Genomic DNA, 19,126 nt, shown 5'->3' with positions numbered 1-19,126 from the left:
TATTATTTGTCGCAAATATGTGCTAGTGTAGCTCAGTTGGTAGAGCAGTTGCCTCGTAAGCATCAGGTCGCAGGTTCAAGTCCTGTCACTAGCACCATTTATGTTATGACAGCGCCCATGCCAATGGGTGCTTTTTTTGTTTTAAACCGGCCTGAAAAGAGAAAAGACCAATGAGAAATATTTTAGCGGCTTTTCAAGGAAAAGATGGGCAATAAGGAAAGAAAATGATACGTTGATAGAAGATAAAGTCGAAAGGGAGGGGTAGCTTGAGATCCCCGGTACTATTTACGTTTAATATAATATTTCTAGTTTTGGCTGCGGGAGCAGCGGGTTTTTTTCTTTGGCTTGGCGCCACGTTCTATGTCATTGTTGCAGCAATTGGTATGCTGAGTGCGCTGCTTGGCGTCTACCAGACAGGCAGAAAAAAGCCAGGCAGTAAAAAGAAATCAAAAGAAAGATCAGGGGGAGAGTCATGAATACAAATGCGACCATAAAATTTTTTTACTGGTTTGAAGGATTTATTGTAGTGCTAAGCCTTATTCTCGGCATTTTTTTCATTATTTCCGGAGAATGGCTATGGAGTATTGTAATGGTCATTATTGCGATGTCCTGTATCGTTACGATTATAATGATATCAAAAGCGTTGAAAAAGCAGCAGTGGTGAAGCTGGAATAAAGAATAGTAGGAGGCAGACCGTTATGCCGACGTTTGCAAGAACAGCATTAATTGTAGGGGGCGTGGCTTCCATAGGAATGCTTGCGATTGTGCTTTTCTATTGGCCTCGTCTTCCGTACATTGTGCCCCAGTTTTTCGACGCCACCGGAGATCCAAACGAATATGCTGCGAAATATTATTTGTTTGTTCCTCCTTTGGCGTTAATCGCTATTTGGACCGGGGCGTATTTTTCTCTTCGCTACCCGGGCTGGTTCCGCCTTCCGGTACGAATGAACGAGCATCAAATAGAGGTATTTAAGCGTGAGGGACAAATTCTAGTTTCTATTCTGCTCGTGGAGCTTGCCCTCGGGTTCGTTTACGTTCAGTGGCAGACCGTCCGGACAGCCCTGGATGAAAGTGGGGGGCTCGGGTGGTTTTTCCCTTCATTTTTTCTTATTTGTTTAATTGGCACTGCTGTTTATTTCACATGGAGAACAATCACTTTGTGGAGCAAAGCTTCAAACCACCGTTCTTCATCATAATAGACTGCCATCCGGCAGCGTATTGAGGGATGCCTAATGGAACAAGCACGTATACTGATTGTGGAAGACGAAGAAAAAATTGCGCGGGTGCTCGAGCTTGAGCTTACCTATGAAAATTATTATGTTCAAAAAGCGACTGATGGTCTTAAAGGCTTCGCTATGTATCAGGAAAAAACGTGGGATTTAATTATTCTCGATATTATGCTTCCGGGCATTAGCGGCATTGAGCTGCTGCGGCGAATCCGGAGTCAGGACAAAAAAACAGCTGTCCTGCTTGTCACCGCTAAAGATTCGGTAGAGGACAAAGTTTCCGGCCTCGACCTCGGGGCCAACGATTACATTACCAAGCCTTTCCAAATAGAAGAGCTGCTCGCCCGTGTTCGTTCGTCTCTCCGGTTTCAAACAGAGACTGCCTTGAAAGCAGAAGCAGAGGAAGAAGAGCATTGGCTCTCAGCGGGCGAGTTGCGGCTTAATGAGTCGGCCCGGGAAGTATATGCCGGCACGGAACCAGTGGAGCTGACCCGAAGAGAGTTTGATCTGCTTTACTATCTGTTAAGAAATAAAAAACAGGTGCTCTCCCGGGACCAGATTTTAGAACAGGTATGGGGTTTTGATTATATCGGGGAAACAAACGTAGTGGATGTTTACATTCGCTACCTGCGAAATAAAATTGATAAACCGTTCGGCACCACACATATCCAGACTGTCCGCGGCGTTGGCTACGTTGTCAAGGATTCGCCATGAAGCTTGGAAACAAGATTCATTTATATACATCGGTGCTTGTATTTGTCATTGTCGTACTTTTGGTGTTTGCTATCTACTTTTCCTTCTCCCGCATGATGATCGGAAGCGAAGTGGAGCAGACGGTAGAAGAAGCGAGACAGACGGCGTCTACGTTTAATGAATCCGCAGACAACTTTTCGGCTGAACAGCTGCTGAGGGCCTATGCCCCCACTGAAGGCATGGCCAGAATTGTGCTGCAGGACGGATCCAGGGCTGCGACAGTTACCTCTCCGGCAGAAGGAAGCTTAACGGATGAGTCCGTGCAGTATTATTCGGAAGAATACGTCCAGGTGGCCGAATACCAAGGTGAACGGTACGCTTTTGTTTCCGTGCCGGTGATATGGACAAACGGGCAGGTGGCAAATATCCAGATCACCGACAGCCTCCGTCCGACAGAAGAAACGCTGGCGGTGCTCCGCGTAATCCTGATTATTGCCACTATCGCAGCTGTTATCCCGGTATTTCTCTCGGCCCGCCTGTTAAGAAGAGTGATTCTCCGCCCGATTACAGCACTGTCGGCCACAATGCAGGATATTCAAACGAGCGGCAGGTTCAAACGGATTCCCTCATCGTCGAAGTCAAAGGATGAAATAGAACAGCTCGGAGATACATTTAACGAAATGATTGAGCGGCTCGAAGATAACTATCATAAACAGGAGCAGTTTGTATCAAATGCCTCGCATGAGTTAAAAACGCCGCTGACAGTGATTGAATCATATGCCAGCCTTCTTCAGCGAAGAGGGGCTTCCCGGCCGGAAATTATCGAAGAATCAGTGGAGGCTATTCACTCTGAGGCAATTCGGATGAGGGAGCTGACCCAGCAGCTTCTGCTGCTTGCCCGCCATAGTGAAAAAGCAAACCTGCACATGGCAGAGGTGGATTTACAGACGGTAACAGCAGACGCTGTCCAGAATTACCGCAGCAGCTATCATCGGGATATTAATTTTTCCGGAAACACGGCGGTGACACAGACTGATTCTGATAAGGTGAAGCAGCTGTTGTATATTCTGCTTGATAACGCGAGAAAGTACAGCAGTGACACTATTGATGTGAGAGTTGACAAGATGGAAAAAACGCCGTTCATTGCTGTGAGTGACCGCGGCATCGGTATCCCGGAAAAAGACCTTGAGCGTGTTTTCGAACGTTTTTACCGGGTCGATGAGTCGAGAACACGGGCCAGCGGAGGCTATGGGCTTGGTTTATCGCTTGCTAAAGATATTACCGAGGCTCTTGGGGTGAATATTGCGATTGAAAGTACTTATGGCCAGGGCACGGAGGTCCGGCTGGTTTTTCCGGAGAACGGCGAATAAGCTCCCTGTTCTCATCATTTTCTCAGAAAGAGCGATTACAATAGGTGTAATAGAGGGAAGGGGGAGCAGCTTTGAAAAAAGTTATTGTTTTTCTCGTGCTGCTAGCCGGCCTCGTAGTAGCCGCTTTGGGAGTTTGGTGGCTTTCGTCTTACTTTACCCAGGAGATGTCTCCGGAGGAAATTGAACAGGCTGTGCAGGAGCAGTACCAGGGGGAAATTACGAATATCGAAAAACAAGACGGTATTTATGAGGTGACGGCAGAGCTTGACCGGGGAACGTACCAGATGCAGGTGGAAGCTGCAGATGGATCAGTCATAAGCGTTACACAAATTGCTGGCAACAGCACGAATGATACAGAAATGCTAACAGAAGAAGAAGCACGTGCCCGGGCTGAAGAGGAAACTGATTTTTCTATTGAAAAGATCAGCAGGGAAACCCAGGAAGGCACGGCTGTCTATGTAGTGGAATTTGCAGAAGAAGAAGCATTGGAAGAAATGATTATCGATGCCCGGTCCGGTGCTGTGCTGGAAGAAGAGCAAGATGATACTGAAAGCAGCGAAGACGGCCGGCAGACAGTGTTAAATGCGGAAGAAGCTGCATCTGTAGCCCGGGAAGAAGTGGACGGGGAAGTGGACGATGTCGATTTTGAAACGTCCGATGCCGGGGAGCCGTTTTACTACGTGGAGCTCGAGCAGGACGATGAAGAAGCCACGGTGCAGGTACACGGTATCACCGGAGAAATATTATCAATCACCTGGGATGATTAAGTGATTAGGCTGCCTGGATTATCTCAGGTGGCTTTTTTTATTTATATGCTTTTCATGAGCCATTTATGTATTTCTCATCAATTTCTCATTTCCCTATAGGGATATTCTCATGTCAGGAATTTATAGTAAAGGTGTACCAACAAATAAAGGGGGAGATGACCATGAAGGGAAAAATGATTGCAGGCAGTTTGGCGGGGGTCACAGCACTTGGGGCTTTAATTGGTGCAGGAGTTTATACGGCTGGAGGTGTGGGGGCGGAAACATCTTCAGTGCCAGCTTCTGAGGAAACAGCCGCAGAAAGTAAAGAAAGCACCAGCAGCGGAAACGGCAAGGAAAAAATCTCCGCTGATGAAGCTGTAATGATTGCTGAAAAAGAAACAAATGGCAAAGCGGTGGAACTGCAGCTGGATATGGAAGACCAGAAGTATGAGGTAGAGGTTGAAGGGGAAGACGAATATGACATTGAAGTAGGTGCATTCTCCGGTGAGGTGATTCAAAAAGAAACTGACGATGATAAAGACAATGAAGAGCCGCTGGTGCAGGACGGGGACAGCGTTAGTTTAGAGGATATTGTGGCTTCGGGGATGGGTGGATTGTCTGGTGAGCTGGACGAGTGGGAACTTGACCGCGAAGAGAGTGGCTATGATCTGTCGGTAGAAACGAATGAACAGGAAGGCGACTTTTTCATAAATAATGCAGACGGTACGATCGCTTCGAGGGATATTGAAGACGACCATGACGACGAAAAAGATGACGACAGGGACGATGATTAAAAGCTAAGAAAAGCAGACGATTGGGATCCGAAAGGAGTCTTGCAGGCATGGCACTATTAAGGGAAAAGGTGCTGAGTTCGCAGCTGCACCGGGCAAAAAACATCTTATGGAATGAATGGCATGAGGATAAACGGCCGGCGCTCTGCCCGGGGCTTAGAATCGGAGATAGAGCACCAGCATTCTCTCTCCCTGGTACTGAGGGAGATAATATTACTTTAAATCAGCTTCTTCTTCAGGGGCCGGTAGTACTTCTCTTCTGTTTTGGCGGATGGATGCATGCAGAAAAAAACAGACTATGGAGCTACGAAGAAGCATCCCCTTTGCTGAGGCAGATGGGTGCCCAAGTAGTAGTAGCTGCCGCTGAACAGATATCTGTTCTCCAAAAAGAGGCGAAGCACATGCCGTTTACAGGGAAAGTGCTTGCAGATACAAATGCAGTGGCAGCCTCGTGGTACAACGCGTGCATCTCCTGCCGGGATTACCTGCTTCAGGAGGTACCAGAGGTTAAAGCAGCTCTGCGGGATACCGGCTACTATTCTTATTGTCCTGCAGACATGACCTATGTCATTGATCAGGATGGCACGGTGGCAGCCTCTGTCTGGGAAGCGGCCCGTCCGGATCCCTACTGGATCGTTAATGAGCTTGTACAATTGAAAGAACGGTAAGACCCCGCCTGAAAAGGTGATAAAATATGGAAAGGCAGTCCGTGCAGGCGCGGGCTGCTTTTGTTTGAAATATATTCGTGCCAGCTCTTTGCCATAAGCTGAAAGTATCAAGAATTTACCGAAAATTATCCCTCCGTACATAGCGCGCTGGAATAAATATATGCCTGTATGTAGTAGTGCATACGGTATCAGTTTTTATAAACATCTAGATATAGAAGCAGGTCTTACTTACTGAATTTTTTTCTGTCAGAAAATGTGCACAATTATCAGGGTAGAATCGCAGAGCATAAGGAAGTATAGCAGAGATTTTAATTGTCAAGAGGATAAAACGAAAAAATATCTATATCATGTATGTTGAAAAAGGAGATTACACCATATATAGTAGTGGTATAAGAAGGATGTACACAAGTTCGTACATTTTAGAAATAAAGGAGGGGATTCGATGATACCGATCATTTTTGATTCTATGACGGGCAACGTGAAGCGTTTCGCAGAAAAAATCCCGTTTGACCGGGTATACAGTCTGAATGAAGCGGAACAAATCGATGAACCGTTTATCCTTATCACCTATACGAAAGGCTTTGGAAATATTCCGGAATCCACAGAAGCATTTCTTGAAGATCATGCAGAGCAGCTTCTTGCTGTGGCGTCGAGCGGAAACAAAGTATGGGGAGACAATTTTGCGAAAAGCGCTAACCAGATTGCAGTAAACTACAACGTTCCTATACTCCATAAATTCGAACTGAGCGGAACAAAAAACGATGTGTCCATTTTCGCAGAGGAGGCGATGAAAGTTGCAACAAACACAAACCACCGACTGGATCCAGTTAAACAATGAAATCATGTTTCAAAAGGACGGGTCCTTTCAATTTGAAAAAGACAAAGAAGCCGTTTACCAATACTTTATTCAATACGTCAACCAGCATACTGTTTTCTTTCACGATCTGAGAGAAAAGCTCGACTATCTGCTTGAAAACGATTTTTATGAAAAAGAATTCCTTGAAGCGTATTCTTTTGAAGAAATTGAGCGGGTCTACAACCTGTGCTATGAAAAGAAATTCCGTTTTCCTTCATTCATGAGTGCGTTTAAATTTTACAATGACTATGCGTTGAAAACCAATGATCAGAAAATGATCCTTGAGCGCTATGAAGACCGGGTGGCTGTTGTGGCCCTTTATTTCGGCAATGGAGACGCCGGGAAAGCCGAACAGTTTGCGGAAATGATGATGAGCCAGGATTATCAGCCGAGTACCCCGACGTTCCTGAATGCCGGCAGAAAACGGCGCGGAGAATTAGTCAGCTGCTTCCTGCTTGAAGTAAATGACTCTTTAAACGATATTTCCCGGGCTGTTGATATTTCCATGCAGCTGTCCAAAGTAGGCGGCGGTGTATCCCTGAACTTATCGAAACTTCGGGCAAAAGGCGAAGCCATTAAAGACGTAGAAAACGCGACAAAAGGCGTCGTCGGCGTAATGAAGCTGCTCGACAATGCCTTTCGTTACGCAGACCAAATGGGACAGCGCCAGGGCTCCGGTGCAGCTTATTTAAACATTTTCCATCGGGACATCCACGACTTCCTGGACTCGAAGAAAATTTCGGCTGACGAAGATGTGCGTGTTAAAACATTGTCGATCGGGGTTGTAATCCCGGACAAATTCGTTGAACTTGCCCGCCAGGGTAAGGATATGTACCTGTTCTATCCGCACACCGTTTACCGGGCGTACGGGGAGCATCTTGATGAAATGGATATGAGCGAAATGTACGACAAGCTCGTAGAAGACGACCGTGTGAAAAAAGACAAAGTCGATGCCCGCCGCATGCTTGAAAAGCTGGCGATTCTCCGGTCGGAATCCGGATATCCGTACTTGATGTTCCAGGATAACGTGAACCGTGCGCATGCTTTGAATAACGTCTCCAAAGTGAAATTTTCCAATCTCTGCTCTGAAGTGCTGCAGGCCTCTGAAGTATCAAGCTATACGGATTACGGTGAGGAAGATGAAGTCGGACTCGATATTTCCTGCAACCTCGGTTCATTGAACATCGCCAATGTTATGAAGCACAAAACGATCAAGGATACGGTGAAACTCGCTACCGATTCCCTGACCCATGTAGCAACGCACACTAACATTACGAATGCTCCGGCTGTGCGCCGAGGTAACCAGATGATGAAATCGATTGGTCTCGGAGCGATGAACCTGCACGGCTTTTTAGCGCAGAACCATATCGCGTACGAAAGCGAGGAAGCACGGGAATTCGCCGATTTCTTCTTTATGGCCATGAATTTCTATTCCATTCAGCGTTCAATGGAGCTTGCAAAGGAAACTGGAGAAACGTTTTACGGATTCGAAGGCTCGAGTTATGCGGACGGCTCCTACTTTAAGAAATACCTGAACCGTTCCTACCTGCCGTCCTCGGCTAAGATTGCCGGCCTGTTTGAAGGAATGGCTATGCCGGATGCGGAAGACTGGAAAGAGCTGATGGAGCAGGTGCAGGAGCACGGATTGTTCCACAGCTACCGCCTGGCGATCGCACCGACCGGCTCCATTTCCTATGTACAGTCGGCTACGGCTTCGGTTATGCCGATCATGGAGCGTATTGAAGAACGGACGTACGGCAACTCGAAAACGTATTATCCAATGCCGGGCCTCGCGCCGGATAACTGGTTCTTCTATAAAGCGGCCTATGATATGGACATGTTCAATGTCGTAGATATGATCGCAGCTATCCAGGAGCACATCGATCAGGGCATCAGCTTTACGCTCTTTGTGCGTGACACCATCACGACGAGAGACTTGAACCGGATTGATCTTTACGCCCACCATAAAGGCATCAAGACGATTTATTATGCACGGACAAAAGACACAGGACAGGACGACTGCCTCTCCTGCGTCGTGTAAAGAAAGGAGCACCACCCCATGAATCAAATTTTTGACGCAGCCGACTGGTCAAAACAAGACGACGACTTTACGCAGATGTTTTACAGCCAGAACGTAAAACAGTTTTGGCTTCCAGAGGAAATATCACTCAACGGGGATCTGCTCACGTGGAAATATTTAACCGATGAAGAGAAAGATACGTATATGAAGGTACTCGCCGGTTTGACCCTGCTCGACACTGAGCAGGGAAATGTCGGCATGCCAAAGGTTGCTGAGCAGGTGGAAGGCCACCAGCGCAAGGCAGTATTAAACTTTATGGCAATGATGGAAAATGCAGTGCATGCGAAATCCTATTCAAACATTTTCATGACGCTCGCTTCCACGGAAGTAATTAATGAACTGTTTGAATGGGTGAAGGAAAATCCGCACCTGCAGAAAAAAGCTTCCCGCATTGTAGAGCAGTACAATAAAATTGAAGACGGAGACGAAATTTCTCTGTACAAAGCCATGGTGGCTTCGGTTTATCTTGAAAGCTTTCTGTTTTACAGCGGCTTTTATTATCCGCTTTATTTCTATGGTCAGGGTAAGCTCATGCAGAGCGGGGAAATCATTAACCTGATTATCCGTGATGAAGCGATCCACGGCGTATATGTCGGCCTGTTGGCACAGGAAATTTACAAGCGCCAGACACCGGAAAAGCAGGAAGAACTGCGGGAATTTGCCCACGACCTGCTCATGGATCTGTATGAAAATGAACTGCTTTATACCGAGCAGCTTTACGATCCGGTTGGGCTGACCTCCGACGTGAAAAAGTTCCTTCGTTATAATGCAAATAAGGCATTAATGAACTTAGGACTGGATGCGTATTTTGAAGAAGAAGAAATTAATCCGATTGTATTAAACGGCATGGATACAAAAACAAAATCCCACGATTTCTTCTCCATGAAAGGAAACGGCTACAAAAAAGCAACAGTAGAACCGGTCCGGGATGAAGATTTCATTTTTGATTAACAATAAAAGCCGGGCATCTGCCTGGCTTTTTTGCTGTGTATTTCAAAGAGTTCCGCTATAATGAAATACAGAAGAATATCACAATGAGGTGAACAAGATGGGTAAAATGGACGAAATGATTGTAGTGGCCCCAAGAGAGCAGGTGTTCGCACGCGAGGCGCGGACCTTTCACGGAGTGCAGGACGAGCAGGGGCAGATTCAGGAAATTCTCGGCACGATTGCGGATACATATACAGAAAAAAGACGGGGAGACGCCGAAGAAGACCCGTCCTGGAAACAGCCGATTCCCTACGTGGTGATCCGCAAGGGGGAAAAACTGTACGCGTATGAACGGCTTGCTGGCGGAGGAGAAGGAAGACTGCACAACAAATTATCTCTTGGCTTTGGGGGGCATATGAATGCTGAAGCAGGCGTTTCGACGTTTCAGGAACTGCTGCATACAAATGCCGATCGTGAACTTGAGGAAGAACTGCATATTTCTTCTCTAGAAGAAGCAGAAATGCAGGCGCTTGGGCTGATCAATGACGATAATAACGCCGTTGGTGAAGTGCACCTCGGGATTCTATATACATTTGTGCTTCCGGAGCATGTGGATGTTCAGGTAAAAGAAACCGAACAGATCCGCGGCTTCTGGACGAATGTGGAAGAGCTTTCCCAACCGGAAATATATGAACGGCTTGAGACATGGTCCCAATTTGTCGTAGATATCCTCGATAAATAAACAAGAAGCTGTTTCCTTTACATGGAAACAGCTTCTTAATTTACTTTTCACTTAGTTGCTGCAGGGCGTCAAGGCCTATCGTTACTGCTTCACTCATGGATTCGCCGCCGCCAAAAGCTGCTGCGACGCCCATATATTCTTTAATTTCTTCCTCCGAGCAACCGTGATGGAGGCATTGGTCCATATGGTAAACAATACATGTCGTATCGCCTTGATGCACGCCGATAGCGAGCGCCGTTAAATGCTTTTGAGCTGTGGAAACCTCTCCACTTTCAAAGGCACTAGAGGTGAAGCGATTATAATTTTTCGCAATCTCCTGATAGGATTCACTGAATTGTTCGATACCGCGGCGGTATTCGCTTAATATTTCTTTGGCGTCAATAACTGCCATAACTGTTCACTCCTTTTTAGGGTACTGAAAGAAGCATTCCCGGTTTTGATAAATTCAAACAAGGCAGCTGGAAATGATCTGTAATATAAAAAAATCTGCCGGGCCCGGCAGATTTACTTTAGTAGTATTTAGAGAAAAACTCGCTTACCTGGTCGGGAGTTTTAGCGTCCGCGCTGTGCAGATGGCCTATTTTCTCACCGTTTTGGAATACGAGAATACTTGGTATGCCCATAACTTCCTGTTCGCTTGTAATGTCTGGAAGCTGCTCAGTGTCGACTTTATGCAATGGGAGATTGTCAAAGTGGTTCAGTACGTCGTCCATGAACATATCAAGTCTCCGGCAGTCCGGGCACCACCCGGCTGAAAATTCTACTGCCACCGGTGTCTCTGTTTGTATAGTCTCCTTAAAAGAATCTCTGGATTCAATGCGAGTGCTTGTAGTCATTACTCATTAGCTCCTTTCATGTTGTCATCTATTGTAACAAAGGTATAAAAGTGTGCAAAAAATAAGAAGGAGAATGAATAAACTGGAAATGCCTGTTAGGAGGAAAATATACATAAATTAGTGCTGTGTTATTTATTTTTTCTGCGGGGAGGAGCTGGCTGACACGAGGTTTTTCAAAAGGACGGCAGCGGGTAATGCCTTTGTTTGCGGCCGCCTTTGGAAACGAAGCAGAAGATGCAGAACAATGGATTTCGAAACTGGAAAGCAATAGGCTTTCTCTGAAAGAAACAGAAGAAACGGCTGCAGCTCCAGTTTCCATGAATCTTGGAAGCAAAATGTGGGAGGAAAACAGTACAAGCATAGAAATAGCGGTGTGTGAGTTCAGCTCTCAGGAGGCAGCCATCCAGGCGGAAAAACAGTTTCAAGAAGAAATGACTGAAAACGGGGATGGGGAGATGCTTCCTAGTGAACGGCCGTTTCAGAACCTATGTTTTTATATGCATATAATGAAGATGCATACGCTTTTTCGGCATTTATGGACAAGATACCACCCCCATCCTAAAAGCATGTGAAAAGCAAAGCCGGTCTGCCTGAAAAGGTAAGGCCGGTTTTTATTGTTTATGAAAAATTAAGGAAAAAAGAAGAAGGTACATTGACATTTAAAACCGGAATGATAAAATGAAAAATGTAATTGATAATGAATATCATTAATAATTAGACGTAGAACGATGCAATTGTTCTTGGGAAATGAAGTGTTTACAGATGAAATGGTGGTACTTACTTGTTCTTCTCGTTCTTCTTTCGGCGGCTTCCCTGTTTATCGGCGTTCAGACGGTGTCGGTGCAGGGGTTGATGGCTGGAAATGAAGATGAATGGCGCACATTGACCTCGAGCCGTGTACCGCGGCTTCTTAGTATTATTATGGCCGGCATGGGGATGGCCATCTGCGGATTGATCATGCAGCAGTTGAGTCGGAACCGCTTCGTTTCCCCAACTACGGCTGGCACGATGGATTCGGCCCGGTTTGGTATTTTAGTGGCCATGATCTGGTTCGGCGGAGCTTCACCGCTGCTCCGGACCGGAGTAGCTTTTTTATTTGCCCTTATTGGTACATTTATTTTTATGACTATTCTTGAACGGGTGAAATTTAAAGATCCTATTTTTATTCCGCTAGTAGGACTCATGTTTGGAAACATTGTAGGCTCGGTAACGACATTTTTTGCCCTGAAATATGATGTGGTGCAAAACATGTCAGCCTGGCTGCAGGGGGATTTTTCACTAATTGTAAACGGACAGTATGAGCTACTGTATGTCAGCATTCCGCTTATTCTAATAGCTTACATATTTGCGGGCCGGTTTACGATCGCCGGCATGGGAGAAGAATTTGCGGTGAATCTGGGTCTGAATTACCGTACAGTGGTCAACCTGGGCATTACCATCGTTGCCGCTGTGACCGCAGTCGTTATATTAACAGTGGGAACCATCCCGTTTTTAGGTCTGGTAGTACCAAATATTGTGGCAATCTACCTGGGGGACAATCTGCAGAAAACGCTGATTCATACCGCCCTGCTTGGAGCCGTGTTTGTGCTTGTCTGTGACATTTTTGGACGTCTGATTGTTTTTCCGTACGAAGTTCCTATCGGTTTAACTGTGGGTGTACTTGGCAGTTTCTTATTCCTCTATATGCTGATGAGGAGGAAGAAATATGCGTTTTAATTGGAAGATCATGAGTCTGGCCATGCTCTCACTTGTTCTGGCCGCTATCTTTATGTTTACAGACGCAGGAGGCAATTGGGATTATGTTTTGCAGCACCGGGCAGAGAAGCTTCTTGCAATGGTAATGACCGGCGGTGCGATTGCCTTTTCTACTGTCATTTTTCAAACCATTACGAATAATAGGATTTTAACACCGAGTATTATCGGTCTTGATTCGTTGTACATTTTGCTGCAGACAGCGCTTGTGTTCTTTTTTGGTTCTACCTCGGCACTTGTAATCAACGGTCCGCTGAATTTTTTTGTCTCACTTGCTCTCATGCTCGGCTTTGCCGTTATTCTTTACTACTTTTTGTTCCAGGGGGAGCAGCAGGATATTTTCTTTTTGCTTCTTGTCGGAATTGTATGCGGGACCTTGTTCAGCAGTATTTCTACGTTTTTACAAGTCCTCATATCACCAGATGAATTTTTGACGATCCAGGATAATATGTTTGCAAGCTTTAATAATGTGAATTCAAACATTCTCGGCATTTCAGTAGCGGTGTTTGTACTGTTATTTATCTACTCCTTGACCTTTATGAAATATTTGAACGTGCTTTCCCTCGGAAAGGACCAGGCGGTGAACCTGGGAGTGCCATATAAGTATGCGGTGAAGCGGCTGCTTGTCATTGTAGTGCTGTTTATTTCCATTGCCACCGCCCTGGTTGGGCCTATTACGTTTTTAGGCCTGCTTGTGGCTAATGTCGCTTATGAACTGATGAAGGATTACCGGCACAGTGTGCTGCTTGCTGCCGCCGCACTTGCGGCTGTAGCATTTTTAATCGGCGGACAGCTGCTTGTCGAACGGGTGCTTGGTTTTAACACAGCAATTAGTGTCATTGTGAACTTTATTGGAGGCATTTACTTTATTTATCTATTATTAAGGGGGAACAAAGCATGGTCCAGGTAATGAATGTAACAAAAAAGTATGATGAAACACCAGTCGTAAACGATGTATCCGTAACGATTAAACAGGGACAGATTACCTCATTCATCGGACCAAACGGCGCTGGAAAAAGTACGCTGCTGTCAATGATCAGCCGTTTGATCGCGAAGGACGCGGGCGAAGTTAGGATCGGCGACAAAGACATTACGAAAACAAAAAGCCGGGAGCTGGCGAAGAAACTGGCGATCTTAAAACAGTCCAACGAAATGAATGCCCGGCTGACGGTGCGTGAACTGATATCGTTTGGCCGCTTTCCCTATTCGCAGGGCAGGCTGAACGCTGAAGATTGGGAGCATGTGGATCAGGCTATTGATTATATGGAGCTTTGGAGCATGCAGGATTCTTATATTCACCAGCTGAGCGGAGGCCAGCGGCAGCGGGCTTTTATTGCGATGGTTATTGCTCAGGACACTGACTATATCCTGCTCGATGAACCGCTCAATAATCTGGACATGAAGCACTCAGTGCAGATCATGAAAGTACTTCGCCGTTTAGTGAAAGATATGGGCAAAACCGTGCTTTTGGTTATTCATGATATTAATTTCGCCTCCTGTTACTCCGATGACATTGTCGCTTTGAAAAACGGGCACATTGTAGCCCAGGGCACGACCGAAGAGATGATGGCATCAGAAGTGTTGACAGATATCTACGAAATGGATATGCCTATCTGTCGTATTAACGATCAAAAAATCTGTGTTTACTTTACGTAAACCAGGTCTCCGGCCCGTTAATACGGCAAAAGAGTAACAGGAGGAGGGAGAGCCAATACTTCAGGCTGGAAAAAACAAATTAACCAGGGGGAATGGGAAATGAAAAAGAACAAATGGATGCTTACTTCAACGGCGGTGTTTGGCACAGTTTTTATTGCTGCATGCGGGGCTGATAACTCAGAATCATCAACTGCGGAAGGTGAAAACAGTGACAGCACCAGTGAAGAAAGCAGCAATGAAGACAACGGAGGAAAGGAAAGCGGCGGCGAAGTGACCGTAGAACACGAATTGGGTGAAGCGACGGTGCCGGAAAATCCAGAAAACGTCGTTGTGTTTAATTACGAAATGCTCGAAACCCTGGATGAACTAAATGTAGGCGTAAACGGCGTAGCCCAGGAATCGCTCCCTTCCTATCTGGATGATTATGGAAGCGATGACTACGAAAATATCGGGAGCTTAAAAGAGCCGGACTTCGAAGCAATCAACGCGATGGAGCCGGATGTGATCATCATTTCAGGACGTCAGAGCGATGCCTATGAAGAACTGAGTGAAATTGCTCCAACTGTTTATACAGCAGTGGACACGGAAAACTACATGGAATCCTTTGACAGCAACATGGAGATGATCGGGGAAATCTTCCAAAAAGAAGAGGAAGTGCAGGAAAAAGTAGACAAGCTTCATGCCCGTATTGACGATCTAAACGAAACTACTGAAGATGTAGGACCTTCTTTAGTAACACTGGTAAATGACGGTTCCTTAAGTGTTTACGGGGAAGGCTCCCGCTTTGGCCTGATCCATGACGTATTCGGCGTACCGGCAGCGGATGAAAATATCGAAGCATCTACACACGGGCAGAGTGCTTCCTTTGAATACTTAGCAGAAGAAGATCCAGAGCACCTTTTTGTAGTGGACCGCAGTGCAGTAGTCAGCCAGGGCGGCGAAGAGCAGACAGCTGCCGAAACTCTTGACAATGATATTGTAAATGAAACACAAGCAGCCCAGAATGATAATATTCATTATTTGGATCCAGAGTACTGGTACCTCTCCGGCGGCGGCCTTCAGTCGATGGATGAAATGATTACGGAAATTGAAGAAGCAGTGGCTTCGTCTGAAGAGGAATAAAAAAATAGTCACGTGCCTAAGGGCATGTGACTATTTTTTGCGTAGGGCGACAATCAAAAGTGCAACGGTAATAAACAAAAATGCAGTGAATGATAAAAGAGGGATGGTAACGAAACCAAGCCATTGGGCAGACTGATCCGAACAGGAAACGGTGCCGGTGCACTCCGTGGCCTGCTGCAGCACCGGAAGCTTTTGGTACAGATAATGATAGCCTGCAAGCAGCATACCTGGAACAGCCAGCGGAAGCGCATACCATACGACCTGCCGTTCCCCGCGGAATACAGCGACCCCTAAAATGACTGCGAGCGGGTACATAAGAATGCGCTGGTACCAGCAAAGCTCACAGGGGATATACCCTAAAATTTCGCTGAACGATAAGCTGCCGAGTGTAGCAATAATGGCCATCACCCAGGCTGCACTTAATAAACGTTCCATCATGGGCGCTACTCTCCTGCCTCTTCTGCAATCATATCGAGCAGCTCCTGGTAGCTGTCCCCTTCAAACAATTCCCCGTTCACAAATACGGAAGGGGTGCTGTTTACGCCAAGGTCTTCGGCCATGGAGCGGTCATTTTCCACTTCTTCTTCGTAGGTCCCGTTTTCATAAGCTTCGACAACTGTGGTTACTTCTTCCCCGGAAGCAGTCTCCCGAAGCAGCTCCGTCAGGCGCTCCTGGTCAAAGTAGTTTCCGCTTTCGTTCTGCGGCTGATTGGCAAACAGCGTATCATGGAAGTTCCAGAAGGCTTCATCCCCGAGTTCGCCGTAAACGGCCTCGCTGAATTCTGCCGCTGTTGTGGAATCCTCACTTAAAAACGGATAGTGAACATAATGAAAAGCAGCATCGCCGGAGTCAACAAACTGGGCTTCAATTTCAGGAACGACTGATTCGTGAAAGTTTTGGCAGGCAGGGCACTTATAATCACCAAATTCGACGACTGTAACTGGAGCGTCCTCTTCTCCCTTGAGCGGCTGGCCGCTCGTTTCCAGGTTTTCACCACTGTTTTCTCCAGAATTATCACTGCCGCCGCTGAAATTGCCCACGAGAATAATAGCAAGCAAAATCACAGCTATAACGGCTACAATAGCTGCAAATGTACGGCCCGAACTCGGCCTTGGTTTTTTGGACATAGGAAACTCCCTTCGTGCGTAACTATGTATTAACGTTAGTACCCTCATAATTTACCATAAATTGTGGGAAACTCAAATGCTCTTAAAATAAAGCTGAAAAGAAAGAGAACTGCCTGAAACGGCAGCTCCCTTAGAGTTTATAAATCTGCGTCTGTGACGGCTCCTTTTGCACTTGAAGAAACCAGTTTAGCGTATTTGGCAAGAGCTCCTCGTTTTTCTGGAAGGTCCGGAGCCTGCCAGGCGTTCCGGCGTCTTTCAAACTCTTCGTCGGAAATGTGAAGGTTGATCTCCTGCGTGTCGCTATCGATGGAGATGATGTCCCCGTTTTGAAGCAGCCCGATCGGACCGCCAACGCTTGCCTCAGGAGCTACGTGCCCGATAACAAAACCATGGGAGCCTCCGGAAAAACGACCGTCAGTCATAAGCGCTACTTTGCCGCCGAGGCCGCGGCCGACGATCATCGAAGTAACAGAAAGCATTTCCGGCATGCCCGGGCCGCCCTGCGGACCAACATAACGGATGACGAGCACGTCGCCTTCGACGATTTCTCCGTCCATGATAGCTTTTGTTGCCGATTCTTCACTGTTGAACACTTTGACCGTGCCCTCGAATCGGCTGATCTTCTGGCCGGACAGTTTAATAACGGAGCCTTCCGGTGCCACATTTCCTTTCAAAACAACGAGCGGGCCGGTCTTTTTAAATGGTTCCGCTACAGGGCGGATAATTTCCTGGCCCTCTTTCAGGGAAGGGACAGCATCAAGATTTTCTGCAAGTGTTTTACTGGTTACGGTAAGACAATCGCCGTGCAGAAGCCCTTCCTCGTAAAGAAGCTTCATGACGGCCGGCACGCCTCCGATTTCGTAAAGATCCTGCATCACGTATTTACCACTCGGTTTTAGGTCAGCAATATGAGGTACGTTCTGCCGGACACGTTCAAAATCATCGTAAGACAGATCAACGTCTGCCGAATGGGCGATCGCGAGTAGGTGCAAAAACGCATTGGTGGATCCGCCAAGGGCCATAACAACCGTAATGGCGTTTTCAAATGCTTTTTTCGTCATGATGTCTTTCGGAAGAATGTTATTTTCAAGCAGCTCGATGGTCAATTCCCCAGCCTGCCTGCACTCGGTTTCTTTGTATTCGTAAATTGCAGGGGTGGAGGAGGAACCCGGAATGCTCATACCGAGCGCTTCTACGGCAGCGGCCATCGTATTGGCTGTATACATGCCGCCACAAGCGCCGGCACCCGGACATGCATTACACTCCACCTGGTGAAGCTCTTCATCGCTGATCTGGCCGGTCTGGTGCTGGCCGACAGCCTCGAAGGACGAAACAATATCAATGTCTTTGCCGTTTAACTTTCCGGGCTGAATGGTTCCACCGTAAACGTACACGGAAGGGATGTTCATCCGGGCTAGAGAGATAACGCAGCCCGGTGTTGTTTTATCACAGCCGCCGATAGCCACGACGCCGTCGAGGCGCTCAGCATTGGTTACAGTTTCGATCGAGTCAGCAATAATTTCCCGGCTTGGAAGGGAGTAATGCATGCCTTCGTGCCCCATGGCGATACCGTCAGAAACGGTGATCGTGTTGAAAATAAGCGGGGCGCCTCCATTGGTGGCAGCTCCCTGCTTCGCGTGGCGTGCAAGGTTATCGATATGTACGTTGCACGGAGTAACCTCGCTCCATGTGCTTGCAATGCCAATCATTGGTTTTTTAAAATCGTCGTCCGTAAAGCCGACGGCCCGAAGCATCGCTCGGTTTGGCGCGCGATTGGCGCCTTCACTGATGGCTTTACTGCGGTTTCGTAAGTCTTTTTCTGTTTTTCCCATTGCTATGACCCTCTCTCATGAAGTTTTGTCGCAAACAATGTGCATGACGGCTCACGTACTCCATACGCAGCACGAATATTTTTTCTGCATAAACAAATGTCTATCTAACAAGGACTATTCACTATCATACTAGGAATAGATGATTGTTTCAACGTAACAGCGATAGTGAAAAAAGTTATTTCTGAAAAAAAGGAAAATTAGTCTGATAGATAACTTTACAAGAAGGTGGGAAAGATAGGCGAAGTCAATTATGATATAGATAACCTATCTCTATTTAGAGAAAAAAATGGAGGGATGACGTTGAAAGAACCAATTATATGGGCTGTGGCGATGTTGGTTGCGTTTCTCGCTCTGTTTTTAACGGGAACTCTGCAGCTGCAGGGATTCGAAAGTGTTATCATTCAAATGGTTGGTTTCAGTGGCATGGTCTTTGCGATTTTGTATAGTGTACTGCTGACACAGAAATCAAATGAGGAAAAGGATCAGACATTCAAACGGTGAGTGAAGGCCGGCATTATAATGAAAAAAGCATCCGGAATAGAAACCGGATGCTTTTTGTGTGTCTTATTTTGCAGAAGTGGAAGTTGTTTGGTGCGACAAACGATCCGAGCTTGGCTGGATCGCGGAAGTGTCCTGGCGGTTGGCCAGAAATTCCGGGCGCGGCTCCTGGCCGCTGAACGGATCCACGAGCTTGTTTTC

23 protein-coding genes and 1 tRNA gene are annotated in these 19,126 nt (G+C 46.6%); 19 read left to right on the top strand and 5 right to left on the bottom strand.

Going from position 1 to position 19,126, the window contains the following annotated elements:
• Nucleotides 1–21 precede the first annotated feature (21 nt).
• The 13 genes from ACTTK6_RS14255 (at nt 22) to ACTTK6_RS14195 (ending at nt 10,102) form a co-directional block, all read left to right on the top strand.
• Nucleotides 22–97: transfer RNA gene (locus ACTTK6_RS14255), tRNA-Thr, on the top strand.
• Nucleotides 98–266: 169 nt separating this feature from the next.
• Nucleotides 267–476, top strand: a complete 210-nt coding sequence (locus ACTTK6_RS14250; RefSeq protein ID WP_094909053.1) for a hypothetical protein — start codon at nt 267–269, stop codon at nt 474–476.
• Entirely contained in the window at nt 473–664 is a 192-nt protein-coding gene (locus tag ACTTK6_RS14245; protein ID WP_079475511.1) for a hypothetical protein, read from the top strand. Before ACTTK6_RS14250 ends, ACTTK6_RS14245 begins: the two co-directional genes overlap by 4 nt.
• A 34-nt stretch (nt 665–698) precedes the next feature.
• The gene (locus ACTTK6_RS14240) at nt 699–1,196 is read left to right on the top strand and encodes a DUF1648 domain-containing protein (protein ID WP_079475512.1); all 498 of its coding nucleotides are present in this window, start codon (nt 699–701) and stop codon (nt 1,194–1,196) included.
• A 36-nt stretch (nt 1,197–1,232) separates the two neighbouring features.
• Nucleotides 1,233–1,940, top strand: a complete 708-nt coding sequence (locus tag ACTTK6_RS14235) for a response regulator transcription factor (RefSeq protein ID WP_094909051.1) — start codon at nt 1,233–1,235, stop codon at nt 1,938–1,940.
• A complete protein-coding gene (locus ACTTK6_RS14230; protein ID WP_462833741.1) occupies nt 1,937–3,289 on the top strand; it encodes a sensor histidine kinase in 1,353 nt (450 codons plus the stop codon). The genes ACTTK6_RS14235 and ACTTK6_RS14230 overlap by 4 nt, the downstream gene beginning before the upstream one ends.
• 71 nt (nt 3,290–3,360) lie before the next feature.
• On the top strand, nt 3,361–4,056 hold the full coding sequence (locus tag ACTTK6_RS14225; protein WP_079475515.1) for a PepSY domain-containing protein: 696 nt from the start codon (nt 3,361–3,363) through the stop codon (nt 4,054–4,056).
• Between the two features lie 161 nt (nt 4,057–4,217).
• Nucleotides 4,218–4,829, top strand: a complete 612-nt coding sequence (locus ACTTK6_RS14220; protein ID WP_462833740.1) for a PepSY domain-containing protein — start codon at nt 4,218–4,220, stop codon at nt 4,827–4,829.
• A 47-nt stretch (nt 4,830–4,876) separates the two neighbouring features.
• Nucleotides 4,877–5,494, top strand: coding sequence for a redoxin domain-containing protein (locus ACTTK6_RS14215; RefSeq protein ID WP_462833739.1), 618 nt, complete (start codon nt 4,877–4,879; stop codon nt 5,492–5,494).
• A gap of 442 nt (nt 5,495–5,936) precedes the next feature.
• Nucleotides 5,937–6,332, top strand: a complete 396-nt coding sequence (gene nrdI / locus ACTTK6_RS14210) for a class Ib ribonucleoside-diphosphate reductase assembly flavoprotein NrdI (RefSeq protein WP_079475518.1) — start codon at nt 5,937–5,939, stop codon at nt 6,330–6,332.
• Between the two features lie 4 nt (nt 6,333–6,336).
• The gene (gene nrdE, locus ACTTK6_RS14205) at nt 6,337–8,391 is read left to right on the top strand and encodes a class 1b ribonucleoside-diphosphate reductase subunit alpha (RefSeq protein WP_079476992.1); all 2,055 of its coding nucleotides are present in this window, start codon (nt 6,337–6,339) and stop codon (nt 8,389–8,391) included.
• Between the two features lie 18 nt (nt 8,392–8,409).
• Entirely contained in the window at nt 8,410–9,381 is a 972-nt protein-coding gene (gene nrdF / locus ACTTK6_RS14200; RefSeq protein ID WP_079475519.1) for a class 1b ribonucleoside-diphosphate reductase subunit beta, read from the top strand.
• Nucleotides 9,382–9,478: 97 nt separating this feature from the next.
• Nucleotides 9,479–10,102, top strand: coding sequence for a hypothetical protein (locus tag ACTTK6_RS14195; RefSeq protein WP_079475520.1), 624 nt, complete (start codon nt 9,479–9,481; stop codon nt 10,100–10,102).
• A 40-nt stretch (nt 10,103–10,142) separates the two neighbouring features.
• Here the strand turns inward: ACTTK6_RS14195 and ACTTK6_RS14190 are convergent, their stop codons facing one another.
• Nucleotides 10,143–10,493: a carboxymuconolactone decarboxylase family protein gene (locus tag ACTTK6_RS14190; RefSeq protein ID WP_079475521.1), complete on the bottom strand. Its 351-nt coding sequence runs from the start codon at nt 10,491–10,493 to the stop codon at nt 10,143–10,145.
• Between the two features lie 118 nt (nt 10,494–10,611).
• Nucleotides 10,612–10,938, bottom strand: coding sequence for a thioredoxin family protein (locus tag ACTTK6_RS14185; RefSeq protein WP_094909047.1), 327 nt, complete (start codon nt 10,936–10,938; stop codon nt 10,612–10,614).
• A 194-nt stretch (nt 10,939–11,132) separates the two neighbouring features.
• On the opposite strand from ACTTK6_RS14185, the gene ACTTK6_RS14180 reads away from it, so the two are divergent.
• The 5 genes from ACTTK6_RS14180 (at nt 11,133) to ACTTK6_RS14160 (ending at nt 15,468) form a co-directional block, all read left to right on the top strand.
• The gene (locus ACTTK6_RS14180) at nt 11,133–11,510 is read left to right on the top strand and encodes a hypothetical protein (protein WP_462833738.1); all 378 of its coding nucleotides are present in this window, start codon (nt 11,133–11,135) and stop codon (nt 11,508–11,510) included.
• A gap of 190 nt (nt 11,511–11,700) precedes the next feature.
• Nucleotides 11,701–12,654 (top strand): ABC transporter permease, encoded by a 954-nt coding sequence (locus ACTTK6_RS14175; RefSeq protein WP_094909046.1) that lies wholly within the window; start codon nt 11,701–11,703, stop codon nt 12,652–12,654.
• Complete coding sequence (locus ACTTK6_RS14170) at nt 12,644–13,600, top strand: iron chelate uptake ABC transporter family permease subunit (RefSeq protein ID WP_094909045.1); 957 nt, start codon at nt 12,644–12,646, stop codon at nt 13,598–13,600. Before ACTTK6_RS14175 ends, ACTTK6_RS14170 begins: the two co-directional genes overlap by 11 nt.
• Nucleotides 13,588–14,346, top strand: a complete 759-nt coding sequence (locus ACTTK6_RS14165; RefSeq protein WP_094909044.1) for an iron ABC transporter ATP-binding protein — start codon at nt 13,588–13,590, stop codon at nt 14,344–14,346. The genes ACTTK6_RS14170 and ACTTK6_RS14165 overlap by 13 nt, the downstream gene beginning before the upstream one ends.
• A 99-nt stretch (nt 14,347–14,445) precedes the next feature.
• A complete protein-coding gene (locus ACTTK6_RS14160; protein WP_094909043.1) occupies nt 14,446–15,468 on the top strand; it encodes a siderophore ABC transporter substrate-binding protein in 1,023 nt (340 codons plus the stop codon).
• A gap of 30 nt (nt 15,469–15,498) precedes the next feature.
• Here the strand turns inward: ACTTK6_RS14160 and ACTTK6_RS14155 are convergent, their stop codons facing one another.
• The 3 genes from ACTTK6_RS14155 to ilvD form a co-directional block, all read right to left on the bottom strand.
• The gene (locus tag ACTTK6_RS14155; RefSeq protein ID WP_462833737.1) at nt 15,499–15,906 is read right to left on the bottom strand and encodes a disulfide oxidoreductase; all 408 of its coding nucleotides are present in this window, start codon (nt 15,904–15,906) and stop codon (nt 15,499–15,501) included.
• Between the two features lie 5 nt (nt 15,907–15,911).
• A complete protein-coding gene (locus ACTTK6_RS14150) occupies nt 15,912–16,595 on the bottom strand; it encodes a DsbA family protein (RefSeq protein ID WP_462833736.1) in 684 nt (227 codons plus the stop codon).
• Between the two features lie 137 nt (nt 16,596–16,732).
• Nucleotides 16,733–18,427 carry a dihydroxy-acid dehydratase gene (ilvD, locus tag ACTTK6_RS14145; RefSeq protein ID WP_079475529.1) on the bottom strand — a complete coding sequence of 565 codons (1,695 nt, stop codon included), beginning with the start codon at nt 18,425–18,427 and terminating at the stop codon, nt 16,733–16,735.
• Nucleotides 18,428–18,727: 300 nt separating this feature from the next.
• Here ilvD and ACTTK6_RS14140 point away from each other — a divergent pair, with 300 nt between their 5' ends.
• Nucleotides 18,728–18,928 (top strand): hypothetical protein, encoded by a 201-nt coding sequence (locus tag ACTTK6_RS14140; protein WP_079475530.1) that lies wholly within the window; start codon nt 18,728–18,730, stop codon nt 18,926–18,928.
• The last annotated feature ends 198 nt before the right edge of the window (nt 18,929–19,126 follow it).

The sequence above is a fragment of the Marinococcus salis genome (assembly GCF_054971365.1).
Note: the sequence above shows the minus strand (reverse complement) of the source record. Positions and strands in the feature narration are given on the sequence as shown.